Source organism: Lichenibacterium dinghuense, from assembly GCF_021730615.1.
Lineage (GTDB): Bacteria > Pseudomonadota > Alphaproteobacteria > Rhizobiales > Beijerinckiaceae > Lichenihabitans > Lichenihabitans dinghuensis.
The window spans coordinates 3437993-3454728 of record NZ_JAJLMN010000001.1 but is presented as its reverse complement, the minus strand read 5'-3'; the positions used below and the strand labels follow the sequence as shown (position 1 = coordinate 3454728).

The 16736-nt window shown below is 68.7% G+C and carries 14 protein-coding genes; 6 read left to right on the top strand and 8 right to left on the bottom strand.

Annotated features, from left to right (window positions below):
- The first annotated feature begins 429 nt into the window (after positions 1–429).
- The gene (locus L7N97_RS16470; protein ID WP_237479385.1) at positions 430–1938 is read left to right on the top strand and encodes a YaaC family protein; all 1509 of its coding nucleotides are present in this window, start codon (positions 430–432) and stop codon (positions 1936–1938) included.
- A 1013-nt stretch (positions 1939–2951) separates the two neighbouring features.
- Positions 2952–3703 (top strand): IS5 family transposase gene (locus tag L7N97_RS16465; RefSeq protein ID WP_428980973.1). Its coding sequence is split into 2 segments (ribosomal slippage): positions 2952–3282 and positions 3282–3703, totalling 753 coding nucleotides; the frame shifts between segments, so codons are not numbered across the junction.
- Here the strand turns inward: L7N97_RS16465 and L7N97_RS16460 are convergent.
- The 8 genes from L7N97_RS16460 to L7N97_RS16425 all read right to left on the bottom strand — a co-directional run bounded on the left by L7N97_RS16460 (position 3670) and on the right by L7N97_RS16425 (position 11996).
- The gene (locus L7N97_RS16460; protein WP_237479384.1) at positions 3670–3852 is read right to left on the bottom strand and encodes a hypothetical protein; all 183 of its coding nucleotides are present in this window, start codon (positions 3850–3852) and stop codon (positions 3670–3672) included. The genes L7N97_RS16465 and L7N97_RS16460 overlap by 34 nt on opposite strands.
- On the bottom strand, positions 3849–5654 hold the full coding sequence (locus tag L7N97_RS16455) for an exodeoxyribonuclease VII large subunit (RefSeq protein ID WP_237479383.1): 1806 nt from the start codon (positions 5652–5654) through the stop codon (positions 3849–3851). Before L7N97_RS16455 ends, L7N97_RS16460 begins: the two co-directional genes overlap by 4 nt.
- 11 nt (positions 5655–5665) lie before the next feature.
- Complete coding sequence (locus L7N97_RS16450; RefSeq protein ID WP_237479382.1) at positions 5666–6493, bottom strand: hypothetical protein; 828 nt, start codon at positions 6491–6493, stop codon at positions 5666–5668.
- A 166-nt stretch (positions 6494–6659) separates the two neighbouring features.
- On the bottom strand, positions 6660–7037 hold the full coding sequence (locus L7N97_RS16445) for a hypothetical protein (protein ID WP_237479381.1): 378 nt from the start codon (positions 7035–7037) through the stop codon (positions 6660–6662).
- On the bottom strand, positions 7034–7417 hold the full coding sequence (locus L7N97_RS16440; RefSeq protein ID WP_237479380.1) for a hypothetical protein: 384 nt from the start codon (positions 7415–7417) through the stop codon (positions 7034–7036). Before L7N97_RS16440 ends, L7N97_RS16445 begins: the two co-directional genes overlap by 4 nt.
- Positions 7414–7791, bottom strand: coding sequence for a hypothetical protein (locus L7N97_RS16435; protein WP_237479379.1), 378 nt, complete (start codon positions 7789–7791; stop codon positions 7414–7416). Before L7N97_RS16435 ends, L7N97_RS16440 begins: the two co-directional genes overlap by 4 nt.
- Positions 7792–8032: 241 nt before the next feature.
- Entirely contained in the window at positions 8033–9055 is a 1023-nt protein-coding gene (locus L7N97_RS16430; RefSeq protein ID WP_237479378.1) for an AAA family ATPase, read from the bottom strand.
- 262 nt (positions 9056–9317) lie between these two features.
- The gene (locus L7N97_RS16425) at positions 9318–11996 is read right to left on the bottom strand and encodes a MobA/MobL family protein (RefSeq protein ID WP_237479377.1); all 2679 of its coding nucleotides are present in this window, start codon (positions 11994–11996) and stop codon (positions 9318–9320) included.
- Between the two features lie 454 nt (positions 11997–12450).
- Between L7N97_RS16425 and L7N97_RS16420 the strand changes: the two genes are divergently transcribed.
- The 4 genes from L7N97_RS16420 to urtB all read left to right on the top strand — a co-directional run bounded on the left by L7N97_RS16420 (position 12451) and on the right by urtB (position 16734).
- Positions 12451–13617, top strand: coding sequence for a transporter substrate-binding domain-containing protein (locus L7N97_RS16420; RefSeq protein ID WP_237479376.1), 1167 nt, complete (start codon positions 12451–12453; stop codon positions 13615–13617).
- Positions 13618–13620: 3 nt separating this feature from the next.
- Entirely contained in the window at positions 13621–14229 is a 609-nt protein-coding gene (locus L7N97_RS16415; RefSeq protein ID WP_237479375.1) for an ANTAR domain-containing response regulator, read from the top strand.
- A gap of 292 nt (positions 14230–14521) precedes the next feature.
- A complete protein-coding gene (locus tag L7N97_RS16410; protein WP_237479374.1) occupies positions 14522–15775 on the top strand; it encodes an ABC transporter substrate-binding protein in 1254 nt (417 codons plus the stop codon).
- A gap of 65 nt (positions 15776–15840) precedes the next feature.
- Positions 15841–16734 carry an urea ABC transporter permease subunit UrtB gene (gene urtB, locus L7N97_RS16405; RefSeq protein WP_237479373.1) on the top strand — a complete coding sequence of 298 codons (894 nt, stop codon included), beginning with the start codon at positions 15841–15843 and terminating at the stop codon, positions 16732–16734.
- Positions 16735–16736: the final 2 nt, after the last annotated feature.

The window sequence follows — 16736 nt, the reverse complement described above, 5'->3', positions numbered from 1 at the left end:
CCGACACGGCGCGGCGATGCCGGCCGAAGCCGAAGCAGCCTTCTACGCCGCGCTTGAGGCTATCCCGATGGCGGCGTAGCTTCCAAGCCAATCAGCCTCCGACAAACCCGGCGCGGTTCGGTATCCAGCTTGATCTCGTTCGTGCGCGTTCGGTTGGCGCCAGGTCCCGACGTTCAGAGATCGCCACCTTGCGGACATTCAGATCGAGATCTCGAGTGGACCGAGTCGATCCAACGCTGACTGAGGGAAGGTCCGCTGCCAGGCGAGCTCGGCTGGTTGGTCGAAGCGACGCTGCTGTAGATCTCATTTTTTCATACCAAGCTGCGGGCCCGGGCACGACACTATTTTGCTGACCCACGAATGATGGTTTACGATCCATAGCTGCAGCTGCGATACATATCTCGTGAGAACACAAGGGCGAGAAGTCGGATGGGTGGAACGGGGGTCGAACAGCGGATGGCAATTCTGCGAGGCTCGGTCGATCAGCAGATTGTCAAACCGTTCAGGACGCATGGCTGGACGGCTGAGATCACCGGCGTGGTCGAGGCCGGCGAGTACATGGTCGTAACTGCCACCAAGCTCGGCAAGACGAAGAAGGTGGCACTTCTTTATTCATCTGCTACAGACAACAGGGTGTACAAGGCGCTTGACTCCGAAGTCGACCGCACCTTCACAAATGGTGAACTGTATAAGCCAGAAAGTTTTGCGTACGGGCTTACCAAGCCAGTCACACCTATCGATGAATTTTATTCAACGCTTATAGGCTGGAACAAGGAGCTCTTCCCTGCGAATACTCGGCGGGCAGCCAAGTCCCGACCTTCGACCGTCCGGCGCATCAAAGCAGAAAACCCGCTGATCAGCGTGTGGGCGCGCCTGGATCAATTTGCAAGCACGCATCTGGCGGAGAAATTGATCTTACGCCGCGCAAGCGAACAGAATGTCCAGCTAATACCTGGTGCAGCCGGATCGAAAGGTGAGGGTCTCGCCTTCACACTGCGCAGTGCGTCTGACTACTTTAAATCAGCTCAAAATGAGAGCCTCAATCGCAAGATCATCAGCCTCTACTACGGGACCCTGGCACTATCCTTCGCTGAGATCCTAGCCTCGCCAAGCGGGCCCGTCGATCTCGATGAGATCGAGGGTTACACGAAACAAGGGCACGGCCTTTACACTTTCAGCACACAGGTCCGCGGTTTCAGTGAAATGGGCGTTGGAGTTCTGGCTACCGGCTTCCTGCCCAGGTGGGCTGCCTTCCTCGGCCACGACATCAGCCACTACCCAAAATCAAAGCCCAAAGCCGACGACGCTGTAGAGAAACTGCCTCGTGGCGTGTTCTGCACTGTCCGAGATCTGTTCGCGACGCTTCCTGAGTTGGCTGACCTATTTTCCGAAGTTTTCGAGAGCGAGCCGTCCTGGATCATGCCGTCGTACGACATGGAGGCTAGCCGTCTGCCCAGCTTCAAGCCTCAGCAGCAGTCTGGCAGCAGCTACATCAAGCTCATCGACCGCTCAGGTAAGGTCCGGCAGGAGCGCATCGAAGGCGCGGGCTGGCCGCTTGCCGAACTCAGTCGCCTTCCCGACCAGCCGGAAGGGCAGATTTTCCGGGCTCGCGTCGATCATCCCGATGCCACATACTGGCATGAAGTGCTTCCCATTCATCAGAGCTCTTTCGAGAACAGCGGGGCTCTGATCCTGCCGGCGCTAGCCGATCTCAATGAGTACAGGGTAACGGCGCTCTGCCTTCTGTACGCGCTGTCGATCATGGTGCGCTACATGCCAAGTACATGGAGGCGGGTTGAAGGAGGCGACCTCGATCAATATCTGACCATCGTCAAAACCGCCCTGAGCGTCTTCGAGAGGTCTCTTCCCCAGCTCTATCTTGAGACTATTACGGGCGAGCACATCGTCGCAGTACAGCCGGGCAGCTTGCTCGGCTGATCAGTCTCAACCTGGATCAGGAGTAAATCGCCTCTGCGCGCCTCTAGCTACAATGGCGTGCCGGCGGAGTCGATCTCTGTTACCAGCTGCAGCACTCTCAGCGGAGCAGGGCGACGTTTAGCGCCGGCGATTTCTTTTCCACCCGCGATTTAGCGCCAGGGCCGTCGGACAGACAAACGGCGTCCCTGGCGGGATGAAGCCCCCTCCGGTCTCGGCTCTGGAGCGGACACTCTGAGTGACGGCTGTGGGTCAGAACCGCCCATTCTCGAGGGCCTCGGCACCGGCTCGGATTGTCCGTATGAAGCTCATGCCAGCGGCGGATCCGGCAGGCGTTTCAGCATGTATGCTGCCGCCGCGGACGGTGGCCAAGTCAGGGCGGCGGCACTTCTAACTGCCCTGCACCGCACCCTCCTTGGGGGTGTGCGGCGACACCCGCGCCGCCTCCGTGACGCTGAGCGCTGCTCAGTCTCTGCTTCTGATTGAGAGCCACGCCACTTGGGAGACGGCGCCCCGGCCGATGTGGATGTAACCGCGCGCCGCCAGGTCCTCCAACTCGATCAGTTCTAGGCTGTCCGCTTCGCCCTCGCGGTCGCGCCTGTCGCCGGCCTGCCTACTCGACGGCCGCCACAAAGCACCCATCGGGCGGCAGCAGGCGGACATAGTGGTCGTGCCCGTGGGGCTCGCCGGCACCGACCCATGAGGGGCGCGACGCCGGAGAGCCCATCGGGCGACCGCGGCTGGGGCCGCCTCCGCCCACCTCGACCCGGATGACCGGCCCGGCCGGCCTTGCGCTCCCCACCCCGCAGGCCGGCGCGTCAGCCCCCCGCGGTCTCGCCGGCGGCCTCCGCCTCGGCATCCACCTCGCGCCGGATGGCGTCGAGCCGGGCCTTGCAGAAGGCGTGCGCCGCCTTGGCCTCGCGCAGGTCCTGGACTAGGGCGCGTTGACATTTAGCGACATTAGGTTTCCCAGCGGGCGAAAGTGGGATTCAAGGCTGGAAAAGGGAGGTTCCAGCATGGATCGCGACGTGTTGAAGGACGAGCAATGGGAGCGCATTGCCCTTCTGCTTCCCGGCAAGGTCGGTGATCCGGGGCGGTCGGCCAGCAACAATCGTCTGTTCATGGAAGCTATCCTGCACGTCGCACGGACGGGCGGACCATGGCGAGACTTGCCGGACCGGTTCGGCAACTGGAACTCCAATTTCCAACGTTTCCGCCGGTGGGCCAAGAAGGCGGTCTTCGACCGCGTTTTCGCCGCTCTGTCGGGCGACCCTGATTTTGAATACGCCATGGTGGATGGCACGATCATCAGGGTCCACCAGCACGGCACTGGCGCAAAAGGGGGACTCAGGATCAGGCCATCGGCCGTTCTCGCGGCGGTTTGACCACCAAGATCCTCGCCCTGGTGGACGCGCTCGGCAATTTGGTGCGCTTTGTGCTGCTGCCGGGGCACCGCCACGACGTCAAAGGCGTCAAGGATCTGATCGCCGACGTGCCCTTCAAGATGCTTCTGGCCGATAAGGCCTTCGACGTCGATTGGCTTCGGGAAAATCTTGAAGGCAGAGGCATTGCCGCGGTGATCCCGCCCAAAGCCAATCGCAAGCGGCACATCCCCTGCGATTTTGCCGCCTACAAATGGCGGCACCTCGTCGAAAACTTCTTCTGTTCGCTGAAAGCCTTTCGCCGCATCGGCACGCGTTACGACAAGACTGACACGAGCTTCAGCGCTATGATCTACGCGGCAAGCATCGCTCTCGCCCTGCGCTGAATGTCAACACGCCCTAGTCCATCGAGGTCAGCGGCCGCGCCGGCGCCCTTCAACTTTTCCGCAATGGCGGTCAGGCGCGCGTAGGCAGACGCGTAGGTCTCGGTCGTGGCCGGAGCCTTGACGGTGCTGGCGGCGATGGTGGTCTTCATGGCTGATCTCCCGTTGTGGGCTGATGGAGCCGCACGGCGATGGCGCCGTCGGCGAAGGTGAGGGTGACGCTCGCGGCGGCGCGGGCCGCCGCGGCCGAGGTGACGGGGCGCCCGGAGGCGTCCGTCACGAGCGCATAGCCGCGCTGCAGCATGTGCGACGGCTCGGCAGCGTCGAGTACGTCTGTGTGCCGGTCGAGCGCCGAGGCCGCCGCGTCGATCTGGCGGGCCGCAGACGCCTCGACCGTTCGCATCGAGCGTTCGAGGGCGGCGTCCTGCCGCCGATGCGCGGCGCTGACGGCTGCAGCGACGCCCGCGAGGGCGCGCGCCCCGTCGTCTGCGCGGCCGAGGCGGGCCCGCGCGTCGAAGCGCACCCGCTCAGCGCCCGCGTTGAGCGACGTCGAAGCGCGCGCGACCACCGCCGCAGCGGCGTCCGGCAGTTCGCGTCCGCGTGCGGCGAGCCCGACCTCCGCAGTCGCGACCAAGGCCTGCCCGCGGGCCACGGCGACGGCGAGCAGGCCAGCGCCGCCGTCCGCACCCGCCGAGGCTCGGCGCGCGCGGGCCCGCACCGCCTCCATCAGCGCGGCGAGCTCGGTCGCGCTCCGGTCGAGGCGGACGGGAGCGGCCCCGGCCGCGTCGGAGGCGAGCCGGTCGAGCGCGTCGCCCTGCCGCGTCAGGCGCCCGCGCGCGCCCTCGGCCGCCGTGCGCACCGCGCCCCAGGTGCGGTCGAGCGCCTCCGAGGTCGCCACAGCGCGTCGCGTCGCCTCGGTCGCGACCCGCCGTTCCGCCGCCGCGAGAGCGGGCCCGGCGCGGTCGAGGCCGGCCGCCACCGCGAGCAGCACCGCCCCGTAGTCCGCCCGCGCACGCCGGCTGGGCGCGGCCATCAGCTCGCGCAGAACCGTCAGCGTCTTGGACGGCGTATCGGCGCTGCGCCAGCACACGCGGTCGGCGAGCGTGAGATCGACCGCGTGGCCGAGGCCGCACAGGACCGGCACCGGCAGGGCCGCGACCGCCCGCGCCACGGCCTCGTCGTCAAACGGGGCGAGGCTCGAGGCCGCTCCGCCGCCGCGCACAACCAGCACGAGGTCGGGGCGGCCGCCCGCCACATCCTCGGCGGCGCGCCCGAGCGCGACCGCGATGCCCGCCGCGGCTCCGGGCCCCTCGAAGGCGGTCGGCACGGAGCGGACCGCGAGCAGTCCGGCCGCCTGCCATCGGGCGAGCTCGCCCGCGACGTCGGCCCAGCCGGCGGCACCGGCCGGGTGCACTACGGCGACGCGCGTGACATCGCGCGGCCGGGCGAGCCCGCGCTGGCGGTCGTAGGAGCCGTCGCGGCGTAGGCGCGCCATTGTCGCCTCGAGCGCGCGGCGGGCGAGGCTGGCTTCCAGCCCCGGGGCAAGCGCCTGCACCCGCCCCGACAGGCCCCACCGCGGCGACAGCTCGACGGCGAGGCGCGACGTCACCGTCATGCCGACGAGGTCGACGCCGTCGACCGCGTGCCCGGCCCGCTCGCGCAGCGCGGCCAGCACGGCGTCGGGCAGGTAGGCCCGCAGCACGCCCGCCTCCGCCCGCGACACCTCGGGCTCGACCAGCTCGAGCGAGCAGCCGCCGCGCGCCGGCTTGCAGGCCGCCACGGCCGCCACGACCCAGACCGCATCCGGGAGTCCAGTCCGGATGGCCGCGCTGGCCCGGCGCAGCAAGTCCCCGAGCGGCACCGCGCCCGCCAGCCCGGGCGCGGGCGGGCCACCGTCGATCGGCGCGGGCGATGGCCGCGGCGCGATCTCTCGCGCCGCGGACCTGCCCGTCATCGCGACGGCCGTCACTGGACCGGCCGTACATTGCGCAGCCCCAGCGCCGCGTCGACCACGATGTCGGCGCAGACCCGCGCCAGCGCGCCGAGGTCGGCCTGGGGCCTCATCAGCGTGATCTCGGTCGCGGCCTTGTATCTCGTGCCGTGCCGGTAGTAGCGGTGCAGGAACGCGGTCTCGACGCTGGCGCGGGCGCAGAGCACGCGGCCAGCCTCGGTGCCGGCCACCGTCTGCAGCCGCAGTGGCAGCAGCGCGCGGTTCAGCGCCGCCTCGAACTGCCCGGCTGTCATCCCGGGCGGCAGGTCCACCTCGACCCCGTGCAGGCACAGGCGCACCGGGCTCGCCACGTGTTGGGGCGCGAGCTGCAGCCTCGGCGCCGGGCTGAAGCAGCTGAAGCCGGCCTCGCGTCCGTAGCAGCGCGGGCCGCGCATCCAGGCGCCGTACTCACAGCGCCCGAGGTCGGCGACGCGCTGCGCGAGGCTCTCGAGCGCGGCGGTGCCGACCTTGGCGAGGCTCGTGCCGTTGAGGCGCGCGGACAGTGCGCCCAGCCCAGGCGCCTGCAGCACGTAGGCCACCACGGTCCGCGCCCGCTGATATGAAGCCGCCCAGGCGTCCGACCCATACACGGCCTCGTGGTCGCGCCCGGCCGTCAGCGCGGTTAGGCTCGGCAACTCGCCCACCTCGCGCGGTGTCCAGATGCGCCGCGCCTCGGTCACCCCGAGCGCTTCCAGCGCGGCGCGGCGTCCAGCCGCGTCGAGGCGCGCCAGCACCGCCACGGCGGCGACGGCCTCGGCGCCCAGCTCGGCTCCGCGCACACCATCGTTTCTGATCGGTTCCATTCCGATCTCCTCCCTTCTTCTCTCCTTGGGGGTCGACCCCGCCCGCCCCCACCCAGCGCGATTTGGACACCGCCCTTCGCCTCCGCCGCTCCCCCCGGCTCGCCATAGAACTCGGACCTACGCCGCGAGCCCGTCGCCTCCGAAGGTCAGTACGCTGGAGCCGGGCTCACGCCTCCCCGGCGACCTCACCGCCCCAGCGTCGTGCCTCCTGGGCGCCGCCGGCCGCGAGCACGGCGGCGAGTGCGGGCCGCCTCGGCCAAGCCCAGGCGGCGACGATATTCGCCACCCGCCTCCGATCGTCCGCCGCCGCGGCCGAGGCGGCCGGGACGACGCAGAGCGCGAGGCAGGCGCGTTCGAGTACCACCGCGGCCCGCGCCGCGACCGCGCGGTCGCCGGCGGACACGGCGACGGTCAGGCGGCGGAACGACGCCAGCACCGGACCGAACAGGAGCTCCGGGTCGGCCGCCCCGGCCAGGGCAGCGGCATAGCGGTCGCGGTCGCGCGCGGTCGGGCCTGCAGCGTCGGAGCCGACGACGCGGTTCACTGCAGCGCTCCACTCGCGCGCTCGAGCGTCGCGGAATGGAGCTCGAGGGCGAGCGCCGCCTCGACCAGGGCTCCGACGTGGCCAAGGCCTGCTCGGGCCAGCGCGGGTACGGCCCCGTCGAGCGTCGTGCGGCGGTGATCGCGATCCGCCCGCGAGGCCAGCGGCGCCGTCGCGAGCACCAGGACGCCGTGCGCCGCCGCCAGCGCGGCGCCGTGGGCGAGCGCGTCACCCCGGTCGGCCAGCCAGCGGTGAGCCGAGAGGTCGCGACGGATTCCCTCGATCTGCTCGGCCAGCGACCGCGCCGCCGCCGCGGCCGGCGGCGACACGGGCTCGTCCAGGAATGCCGGGCAGCGGCCGCGGCTCGGGGCGTCCGCGGTCACGCGGCGCCCTCCCGCGGCGAGCGCCCCGCCCGGCTCGCCATCACCGCAGCATCTCCGGCCGCCGCAGAGCGCACCATGGCGGCCGCGAGCGGCACCCCGACGCGCTCCAGCGCCTCGGCGCTCCGGCGCTTGATGCCGATGTCCACCTCCGCACTGGAGCCTTCCGAGCCGGCCGGCGTCGCCGCGCGCAGGAGCATCGCCCGCAGCATCACAGTGAGCGCGCCGGAGGCGAGCTGGATCTCGCCGGCGGCGAGGAGCAGCCTCGCATCCGCTGCCGCGTCATCGGCCACACGCTGCAGATCCGCGACCCGACCCTCGTCGGCCGCCGCCGCCGCGTAGCGCGCCTGCCGCGCGAGCGGTATGTCGTTCGCCATCGTCTTCTCCCATCGGGGCACGCCCATTGTCCCCCCACGCCGACTGCTCCTCACCGCCACCGTCGAGGCCGCTCCGTCCGTCGCCGAGCGTCGGCTGCGCTCCCGGCGCGGAGGCGCCCGAGCACCATCCGCAGCGCCGCATCTCTGATCGGAAAGCGCACGAAGCCGACCGTGCGGCCGGCGTGTCCGACCGACGCCGCTCCCGCGCCGCCTGGAGCCGCGGGGCTCACCCTCGATCGCGTCAGAATTGGACGAAGCCGGCCCGCTGTCGGACGATGCGTGGCGCGCCGCCGAGCAGGGCCGCGGCGGCACGGAGGTCGTCGGCCGTGAGGGCGTCGCGGCCGGCGTCGAGCGCGCCGGCGAGGGCGGACGCGATGAGCGCGCGGGCGCGGCGCAGCCCGACGCCGTCCAGCACTGCCAGCGCGTCGATGTCGAGCGCGGTCGGGGCGACGCCGTGGTCGAGCAGGATGTCGGCAGCGAGGTCGTCGAGCGCCCGGTGCCGCTCCCTCCCGGACAGCGCCGCAACCTCGATCACCACGCAGCGGTCGAGCAGCGGGGCGGAGAGGCCGTGGAGGTCATTGCCGCAGAACAGCCAGACGATGCCCTCGGCCCGCATCGGCACGTCGAGGTACCCGTCGCGGTAGTAGCAGGCCGTGCCGGACTCCAGCGCGGACAGCAGGGCGTCGAGCGGATAGGGCAGACCGTCGACGGCCTGGATCTTCTCGGCTTCATCGACGACGATGACTGGCGACGCCGTCGCGCCTTGCATGAGAGACTTGGCCACGAGCCCAGGGCTGGCTCCTTTCCACCCAGGATGGTAGCCGATGATCTTGCCGACGTCGGTGATGGTGCTGCCGACGATCGTGCTCGAGCTTACGCCGAGCGCCCCGGCCAGCAACGACGCGAACCGCGTCTTGCCGCAGCCAGGCGGGCCGACGAGGACGATGGGCGGCACACGGAGCGGCTGGCGGGCGTAGCGCGACACGACGGCTGCGCGCCGCACGATCTCCACGGCGCGGGCCATGTTCGGCGCCTCGCGAACGAGGCGGCCGACGCGCGCCAGCATGGCGTCGTCCGCGATGACGTGGCGGCGCCAGCACAGGTCCGGGTCGTCGCGATAGCGCGCGAGTTCGCGTTTGCGGGCAGCGTCCTCGCGCGAGGTCGCGCCCGCGCCGTCCCAGTCGTCGTCGGGCGACATGCCACCGACCGCCGCCTCGAGGTCGATGCGGCTCATGATGTGCACCCCCGGTACCTCGTCCGCCATCCCGATCGTCTCGTCGTCTCCGCGACCGCCCGCGCCGGCCGCGCCATCCATTTCCTCTCGCATCTGTCCGCTCCCGTGGGGCCTCGGGCCGGTGTCGACCCTTGCCCCCCAGCGCGCGGCCTTTCCCCCAAACCGCCGTTCCGCCACGTCGGCCGTGGCGCCCCAACGCGGGATCCCCAAAGCCCCGCGTCGGCGCTGGTGCGAGGATGCATCGATCTCGCACGGGCACGAGGCCGCGCCGTGCGCCGGGCCTCTCGGCGGCCTACCGTTCCCGGCCCTTGTTCCGGCGACCCAGCACGGCCTTTCGCTTCTTGCAACGCTTCTCGAGCTCCTCCTCCCACTTCTTGCGTCGGCGCTCGTCATCCGCCGCGGACGCAGCCTCGGCGTCCACATGCGGATCCTCCGTAGGCATGTGCATGCCCCCGTCGGGCGGAGGTGCCCGGCTCGTGATGGTTGCAGGTGGCGCGGCGGATGATGCGGCGGGCGGCACACTGCCGGTGGCCACGGCCGGCACGGCTGTGGTCGGACTCGCCTGCGTCGCCCGAGCGGCGGGCTCAAGTGCCGGAGCGCGCGAGGCGGGCGCGATCGGCGGGCCGTCGGAGCCCAAGGTGGGCGGGGCCGCGCCGGTCGCGCTATCGCCCGCCGGCGCCCTGTCTGAGGACGTCCTCGCCACCGCCTCACCGTCCCGCGACGAACCCTCCGCCGCCTTTGTCTGGACCACAGCCTTCGCAGCCCCCGCCGCCTCGGCCATTTCGGCCGCCGCCGCCCGCTCCGCCGCTTTCTCGGCCTTCTTGTGTGCTTTCAGGCTGTCGTAGAACGCATCGATCGCCTTCATGCGACCGTCGGCATCCTCGATGCCGTCGACGACGGCCTTGATCCACCGCGACACCGTCTCCGACACGGCGAGGAGGTCACCGAGGGTCGGCATGCCCTGCAGTCCCGGCATGGGCCGATGCACGTCGGCGCGGGTCGTGGAGTTCCGCCCAAGCCCGGCTTGATGGGCTGGTCGCGCCGTCGGCACACGGGTCGGCGAAGCCGCCCGCGCCGCCCCGTCCGCGCCATCGATCTTCTCGCGCGATGGTGTGGGCTGCGGCTCCGGCGACGGGCGCACCGACTCGGCCACGGCCTGCCGCATGATCGGCGACCGGGTCGTGCTCGGCGACTGCGTCAGCTCACGCCACTCGGTCACCGCAGCGGCGACCCGGACGCGCAGCGACTTCCTGGCCACCGCCGCCTCACGACGCGTCTTCTTCTGCTCCTCGAGCGCCGCCTCGTGCAGCAGTCGCGTGACAGCGGCGTCCGGGGCCTGGGCGCGCACGACCGGGTACTTCGACCTCGCGGCAGCCTCGACGGCCTTCGGAGCCGTCGCTTCGACGATGCGCCCGAGCGAGGCCATGGCGGCCCGCTCCATGACATTCACCTGCACCGCCTCGCGCCGGGCCCGAAGCAGGCGCTCCGCCGCGGGCTTCAGAAAGGCTCGCGGCACGGTCGACAGCGGGGACACCTGGAGATCGCGGGGCAGCGACGGCGCTGTCTTGCCGCCGCCCCGCAGGGACGTCGCAACCTTCAGTGCGTCGTCGAGCGCCACGACCTCGAGCACGTCCCTTTCGCGCCTGGCCGCGGCCTCCCGGAGCTCGGCCGCGATCATCCGCTTCGTGTACTGCCCGTCGAGCACGCTCGCTTTGCCGCCCTTGACCTTGTCCGCGACGATGCGGTTGACCGACCGCATCGGCACGACGGCGAGGCCCATGTTCTTGTAGGACCGGGCGTCGTAGACGACCCGCGCACCCTTCGCATCCGCGACCGCGTCGCGGGTAAGAACCTCGTTGACGACGCCCGCGAACTCGGCGCGGAGCATCGGAATGAAGCCGATCCCGCTGTAGGTCCTGAGCTTGCCCTGCCGGTAGGGACGCGAGGTGGCCATGACGCGGTTCTTCTTTCGGTGCGTCCGCGTCACCTCGAAGTCCCACCGGAGCGGCCCGGCGGGGTCGTCCGGGTCCACCATCCGTTTCGCAGGCCGCTCGCTATAGACTATGTGGGCGTGGAAGTTGCGGCTGTCATTGCCCGGGCCGGGCGCGTGCAGCGCCGCCCAGAACGGCACGCCGTCGTCCTCGAACCGCCGGCAGAACAGCTGCACCATGTCGAAGCGCGCTTTCGGCGAGGCCTCGTGGGGCAGCTCGACGATGAGGCGGTGCTGAACCCTCGCGTCCGGGTGTGCTTCGGCTTGCTCCAGCGCCTCCCAGAACCGGAGGCGGTCCTCGAAACGCTCGCCGATCGTGCCGAACGAGAAGGCGATCACTTCGCCGTTGACGAGTTTGGCCGGGTTTTCGACGTAGGCCTGCCCCGCCGACGCGCTCGTGGCCTGCACAGCGTCGCGCCCGACGCCGCCCGCCTCCCTGCCGTGCCCCTCCGGCGAGCGGTCACCTGCCGACGCGGCGACTGCCGGCCCGTCGATGTCCTGGCCGCGGCCGCATTCCACGGCCGTCTCGCGCTCGATGTAGCGCATGTGCGCGGCTGAGCGCCCGGTCTTGCTGCGGTTGCTCACCGAGCCCACCCCTAGCGGCGACGCCCCGGCCGGGGTAGCGCCGGGTCTCGACGACGACGCCCTCCGCGGTGCGTCGTCTTTCTTGATGACGCTGTGGGCGAAGTGGAACGACCGGCCGCCGGTATCCGGCGCCTTCTGCCGGATCGAGGTCTTGCCGCTGATGTTCCCCCTCAGCTCGAGCGCCTTCGACAGTTCGGCTGCGAGCCGCGAGCCCTGGCGTCCTCCGCTGCCGGCCTGCACGAGCCGTCCGAGGTCGCGCACCGCCGCCGCCGCGCTCCGACCCGCCTGCCGAGCCTCTTTCTCCCGGGCGCGCTCGAGCAGGCGCTCGATGAGCGTGCGCGAACTCGCGGGGAAGAGGGCGACGACCGTGTCGATGGCATCGATGCTCTTCGCCATGACCATACCCGCGCGCCCTGAGCCGAATCGCTCCGGGGCCGAGTCTACCCGGCTCGTCCATCACCGTCGCCCAGTCACCGTCGCCCAGTCGCCTTAGGCGGCCTTGCTTGTTGCTGCGCGAGTTGCCGCGCCGCAGTGCTCAAGGGAAAACGGCGGAGAGACACCAGCACACAACGAATTGATGTGTGCTCAGCAACCCACGTGGATGGGAGGCTTCGTACATTCGAGAGATGGGGCCATCATCGGCCGGTGTCGACCCGAACCGGGCGTAGCCAAGCCTAACAGCAATCCGCGGAAGCAGACGTAGCCAGCACAGCGGGCCGCCGCCCGTCGCTCCTTCCTGTGACCGAGCAGCGACAGCTAAACCGCCATGGCCTTGCCGGCGAGCGAGGCGAAGGTCACAAGCATTGGAGACAGGCCCGCGGCGTGCAGGTCCGGGGACGATCGGGTATCGATGGCGAAGGAACCTTGGCGGATTGGGGTGCTCTTTTCTCGCACCGGGGCGACCGGCGCGATCGAGCAGACGCAGCTCAACGGCACCCTGTTAGCGTTGTCGGAGGTGAACGCAGCAGGCGGTGTCCTTGACCGGCCGCTTGAGGCGGTCGCGTACGACCCTGCTTCGAATCTCAGGATCTACCGTCAATTCGCGGAACGGCTTCTCACCATCGATCGAGTCAGGTTGATCTTCGGATGCTACATGTCTAGCTCGCGCAAGGTCGTGCTTCCACTCGTCGAATCTCATCACGCACTGCTCTTTTACCCGACGCCGTACGAAGGCTTCGAATACTCTCCAAACTGTATCTACACAGGGCTTGCGCCGAACCAGAGCTCGCTACAGCTGGCGAAATACCTACTCGAAATGCACGGCAGCCGATTCCTCATGGTGGGCTCCAATTACGTCTATCCCTACGAATTAAATAGAATCATGACTGATCTGGTCGTACAATCGCGCGGCAAGGTGCTCGACGAGATCTACGTGCCGCTCGACGCCGAGCCAGGCCACTTCGACGGGGTTGTCTCCAAAGTCCGCAAGCTGAAGCCAGACGTCGTGTTCTCCACGGTGGTCGGTCGGTCGACAGGTCTGTTCTATCAGGCCTATCACGCTGCCGGCCTGGAGTCCGCCGACATACCCATCGCCAGCCTGACGACGAGCGAGGCGGAAGTCGCCGACATGCCTGCGGAGGCCGCTGCCGGGCATATCACGGCCGCCCCGTTCTTCGAGATCTTGCCGACGCCGGCCGCCGCCCGGTTCGTGAAGGCCTATAAAGCGATGTTCGGGGCGGATGCGCCCGTGTCGGCGGGTGCCGAAGCGGCCTACTTCCAGGTCCACCTCGCCGCTCAGGCCATGCGCCGCGCCGGGACCGACAACCCAGAGCGCCTCGTCGGGGAACTCCGGGGAGCCGAATTCGATGCCCCGCAGGGCCGTATCCGCGTCGACCCGGAGAACAACCACACCTTCCTGTGGCCGCGCGTCGCGCGGATCGACGATGCCCGGCGCTTCCAAACGGTGTGGAACCCGGGCCTGCGGGTGAAGCCCGACCCCTACTTTATCACGCAGAGCCTCGACGATTGGTCGGCGGACGCGCTGCTCAGGCCCTCCGTCGGCGTCGGAAAGCCTTGAGCCATGTCGACCAACGTCCTGCGCGACCTGCGCGATCTCCGCATCCAGGTCGTCCATCCGCCCGACGATGACGGGCGCAGCCTCGTCGAGCACCTGCGCCGGATCGGATGCACCGTCGACGCGAACTGGCCGATGCCTGATGGACCATCTCCCAACGCCCAATTGGTCATGCTCGTGGTCGACTACGAGCAGCGCGATCTCATCCGACGGTTCGTGAAGTCGGAGGGGCAGGCGAGTGCCGCCCTCATTGCGATCGTCGACTACGAGAATTCGGCCACACTCCAGGTGGTTTTGGAATGTGGGGCGCTCGCCGTGGTCGAGAAGCCGATCCGTCCCTTCGGCCTCCTCACGAACGTCATCCTCGCCCGCACCTTGTGGCTGGAGCGCCAGGAAATGCACAGGAAGCTCCGAAAGTTGGAGAACAAAATCGCCGGCGTGCAAAAAATCCAGCGCGCCAAGGCAATCCTGATGCAAAGCCAGGCACTTAACGAGGAAGATGCCTATAAAACAATCCGCCAGCAGGCCATGACGAAGCGGATCTCGATGGAGGAGATGGCCAACGCCATCATCAACGCCAATGAGCTCTTGACAGCACGTCCGAGAGCCACCTAACCTTAAAAACGGTCGAGGTGCGCTGCAGTGCTGCAGTGACGTCCGACCTGGTCGAGCCGCCAGTGCTGTCGGTTTGATGTGGCGATGTAGCCCGAACAGCCCTTCACGGGGCTATTCGGGCTTTTTGCGTTTTGTACTTCACCGAAGCCGCGTTTCCCGAGTCGTCGACCCCCGAGCCGTCTTGCGGACGCGCCCGCCTTTGCGCGCCAGTCCGCGCGGAGGTGCGGCCGGCCGCTCCCGAACTGCCCGCAACTGCCTCGCCCCCGAGGCTCGAAACGAGAGACGATAATCGATGCAGATGAACCGCCGCTCCTTCCTGCAAGCCGGCGTCGGAAGCGCCGCCGCGCTCGCCGGCCCGACGTTTCTGCCCCGCGCGGCCTTCGCTGCCGACACCATCGACGTCGGCGTGCTCTTCTCGCTCACGGGCGGCCTGTCCATCGTCGAGAAGTCCCTGCACGACGCCACCATGATGGCGATCTCCGAAATCAACGCCTCCGGCGGCGTCATGGGCAAGCAGGTCCGCGCCATCGAGGAGGACGGGGCTTCGGACCCCAAGACCTACAACGAGAAGGCCTCGAAGCTCGTCATCGAGAACAAGCTGCCGACCGTCTTCGGCTCCTACACCTCGGCCAGCCGCAAGGCCGTGCTGCCAGTGTTCGAGAAGCGCAACTCGATGTACTTCTATCCGACCTACTACGAGGGCTACGAGTGCTCCCGCAACGTGGTCTATACGGGTGCGGTGCCGAACCAGCAGCTCTCGAATTTCGTGCCGTGGATCATCGAGAAGCTCGGCAAGAAGAAGTTCTTCATCGTTGGTTCGGACTACATCTACCCGCGCGAGATGGCCAAGGTCGTCAAGATCCTGCTTGAGAAGCACGGCGCGACCTACGTGGGCGACGAGTACCTCGAGCTCGGGCACTCCGAGTGGGGCTCGATGGTCAACAAGATCAAGAACTCGGGCTGCGACGTGGTGCTGTCCAACGTGGTGGGCGACTCGGTCGTGGCCTTCTACCGCGAATACAAGAACCAGGGCCTGACGATGGACAAGCTGCCCATCTGCGCCACGGTGACGTCGGAGATCGAGATCGCCGCCATGGGACCGGAATATGCGGTCGGCTCCTACACGTCCTTCCCCTACTTCATGGCCATCGACACGCCGGAGAACAAGAGCTTCATCGAGCGCTACCGCGCCTTCGTGAAAGACCCCAAGGCGGTCACCCACCACGCCATGTGCTCTGCCTATTTCCAGGTGTTCCTGTGGAAGCAGGCCGTCGAGAAGGCCAAAGACACGAGTCCCAACGCGGTGCGCGAGGCAGTGCGCGATCAGTCGTTCCTGTCGCCGGGCGGCGAAGTGAAGGTCTCGGCCGAGAACCTCCACACCTGGCTCACACCCCGCATCGCCCAGTGGGGGGCCGACGGCCAGGGCAAGATCGTCGACGCCTACCCCGGCCCGATCTACCCGCTGCCCTACGTGGCTTACGGCGAGACCGAGCAGAATCCGTTCTGCACGCCGAAGGGCCTCGACGTGAAGAAGCTCAAGGGCTGACGCCGGATCACGCCGGCCCTCGTCCGAGAGCCGGCGCACACTCGAAAACCTCAAGGCGGGTCAGCATGGTCGACGTCATCCTCATCGGGCTGAGCCTCGGCTCGATCCTGCTGCTCATCGCGCTCGGCCTCGCCATCACCTACGGCGCCATGGGCGTCATCAACATGGCCCATGGCGACCTCGTCATGGTGGGGGCATACACCACGGTGATGGCCGGCATCTGGCTCCACCTCGGCTTCCTGGCATCGATCCCCCTCGCCTTCGTGGTCACGGCGGCGATCGGGCTCGCCATCGAGAAGCTCATCGTGCGCCACCTCTACGGCCGGCTGCTCGACACGCTGCTCGCCACCTGGGGCGTGGCCATCCTGCTCCAGCAGGCGGTACGACTCGAGTTCGGCGCCTCGTTCTTCGGCCGCCACGTCGAGGGATTGGGATCCGGCCTGCAGAAGGTCGACGTGCCGACCTGGATGACGGGCTCGGCACGTCTGCTCGGCACCGACGTGAACCTCTACCGCACCTTCATCATCGGCGTGACCCTGATCCTCGCGGCGGTGACTTGGTTCATCATGTACCGCCTGCCGATCGGCACGCAGGTGCGGGCCATCATGCGCAACCCCAAGATGGCTGCAGCCTGCGGCATCGACGTCGAGCGCGTCAATGCCATGACCTTCGCCTACGGCTCGGGGCTCGCGGGCGTGGCCGGCGTGATGATGTCGGGCTTCAAAACCGTCTTTCCCGACATGGGCACCCCCCTCGTGGTCGACGGCTTCCTGGTCGTCGTCGTCGGCGGCGTCGGTTCGCTCTTCGGCGCCGTAGCGGCCTCCGGCTTGCTCGGCCAGATCAACGGCGTCGTCGCCGCGGCCACCAACGACACTCTCGCCCGGGCCGTCATCTTCGCCGTCGTCATCGCCATCATCGTCCTCAAGCCCCGCGGCTTGTTCTCCTACAAGGGTCGCTGACC

What these genes read in the sequence shown, in the direction of transcription:
- L7N97_RS16470 (WP_237479385.1), top strand. Translation starts at nt 430, where the DNA reads ATGGGTGGAACGGGGGTCGAACAGCGGATGGCAATTCTGCGAGGCTCG.
- L7N97_RS16460 (WP_237479384.1), bottom strand. Translation starts at nt 3,852, where the DNA reads ATGAAGACCACCATCGCCGCCAGCACCGTCAAGGCTCCGGCCACGACC.
- L7N97_RS16455 (WP_237479383.1), bottom strand. Translation starts at nt 5,654, where the DNA reads ATGACGGGCAGGTCCGCGGCGCGAGAGATCGCGCCGCGGCCATCGCCC.
- L7N97_RS16450 (WP_237479382.1), bottom strand. Translation starts at nt 6,493, where the DNA reads ATGGAACCGATCAGAAACGATGGTGTGCGCGGAGCCGAGCTGGGCGCC.
- L7N97_RS16435 (WP_237479379.1), bottom strand. Translation starts at nt 7,791, where the DNA reads ATGGCGAACGACATACCGCTCGCGCGGCAGGCGCGCTACGCGGCGGCG.
- L7N97_RS16430 (WP_237479378.1), bottom strand. Translation starts at nt 9,055, where the DNA reads ATGGCGGACGAGGTACCGGGGGTGCACATCATGAGCCGCATCGACCTC.
- L7N97_RS16425 (WP_237479377.1), bottom strand. Translation starts at nt 11,996, where the DNA reads ATGGCGAAGAGCATCGATGCCATCGACACGGTCGTCGCCCTCTTCCCC.
- L7N97_RS16420 (WP_237479376.1), top strand. Translation starts at nt 12,451, where the DNA reads ATGGCGAAGGAACCTTGGCGGATTGGGGTGCTCTTTTCTCGCACCGGG.
- L7N97_RS16415 (WP_237479375.1), top strand. Translation starts at nt 13,621, where the DNA reads ATGTCGACCAACGTCCTGCGCGACCTGCGCGATCTCCGCATCCAGGTC.
- L7N97_RS16410 (WP_237479374.1), top strand. Translation starts at nt 14,522, where the DNA reads ATGCAGATGAACCGCCGCTCCTTCCTGCAAGCCGGCGTCGGAAGCGCC.
- urtB (WP_237479373.1), top strand. Translation starts at nt 15,841, where the DNA reads ATGGTCGACGTCATCCTCATCGGGCTGAGCCTCGGCTCGATCCTGCTG.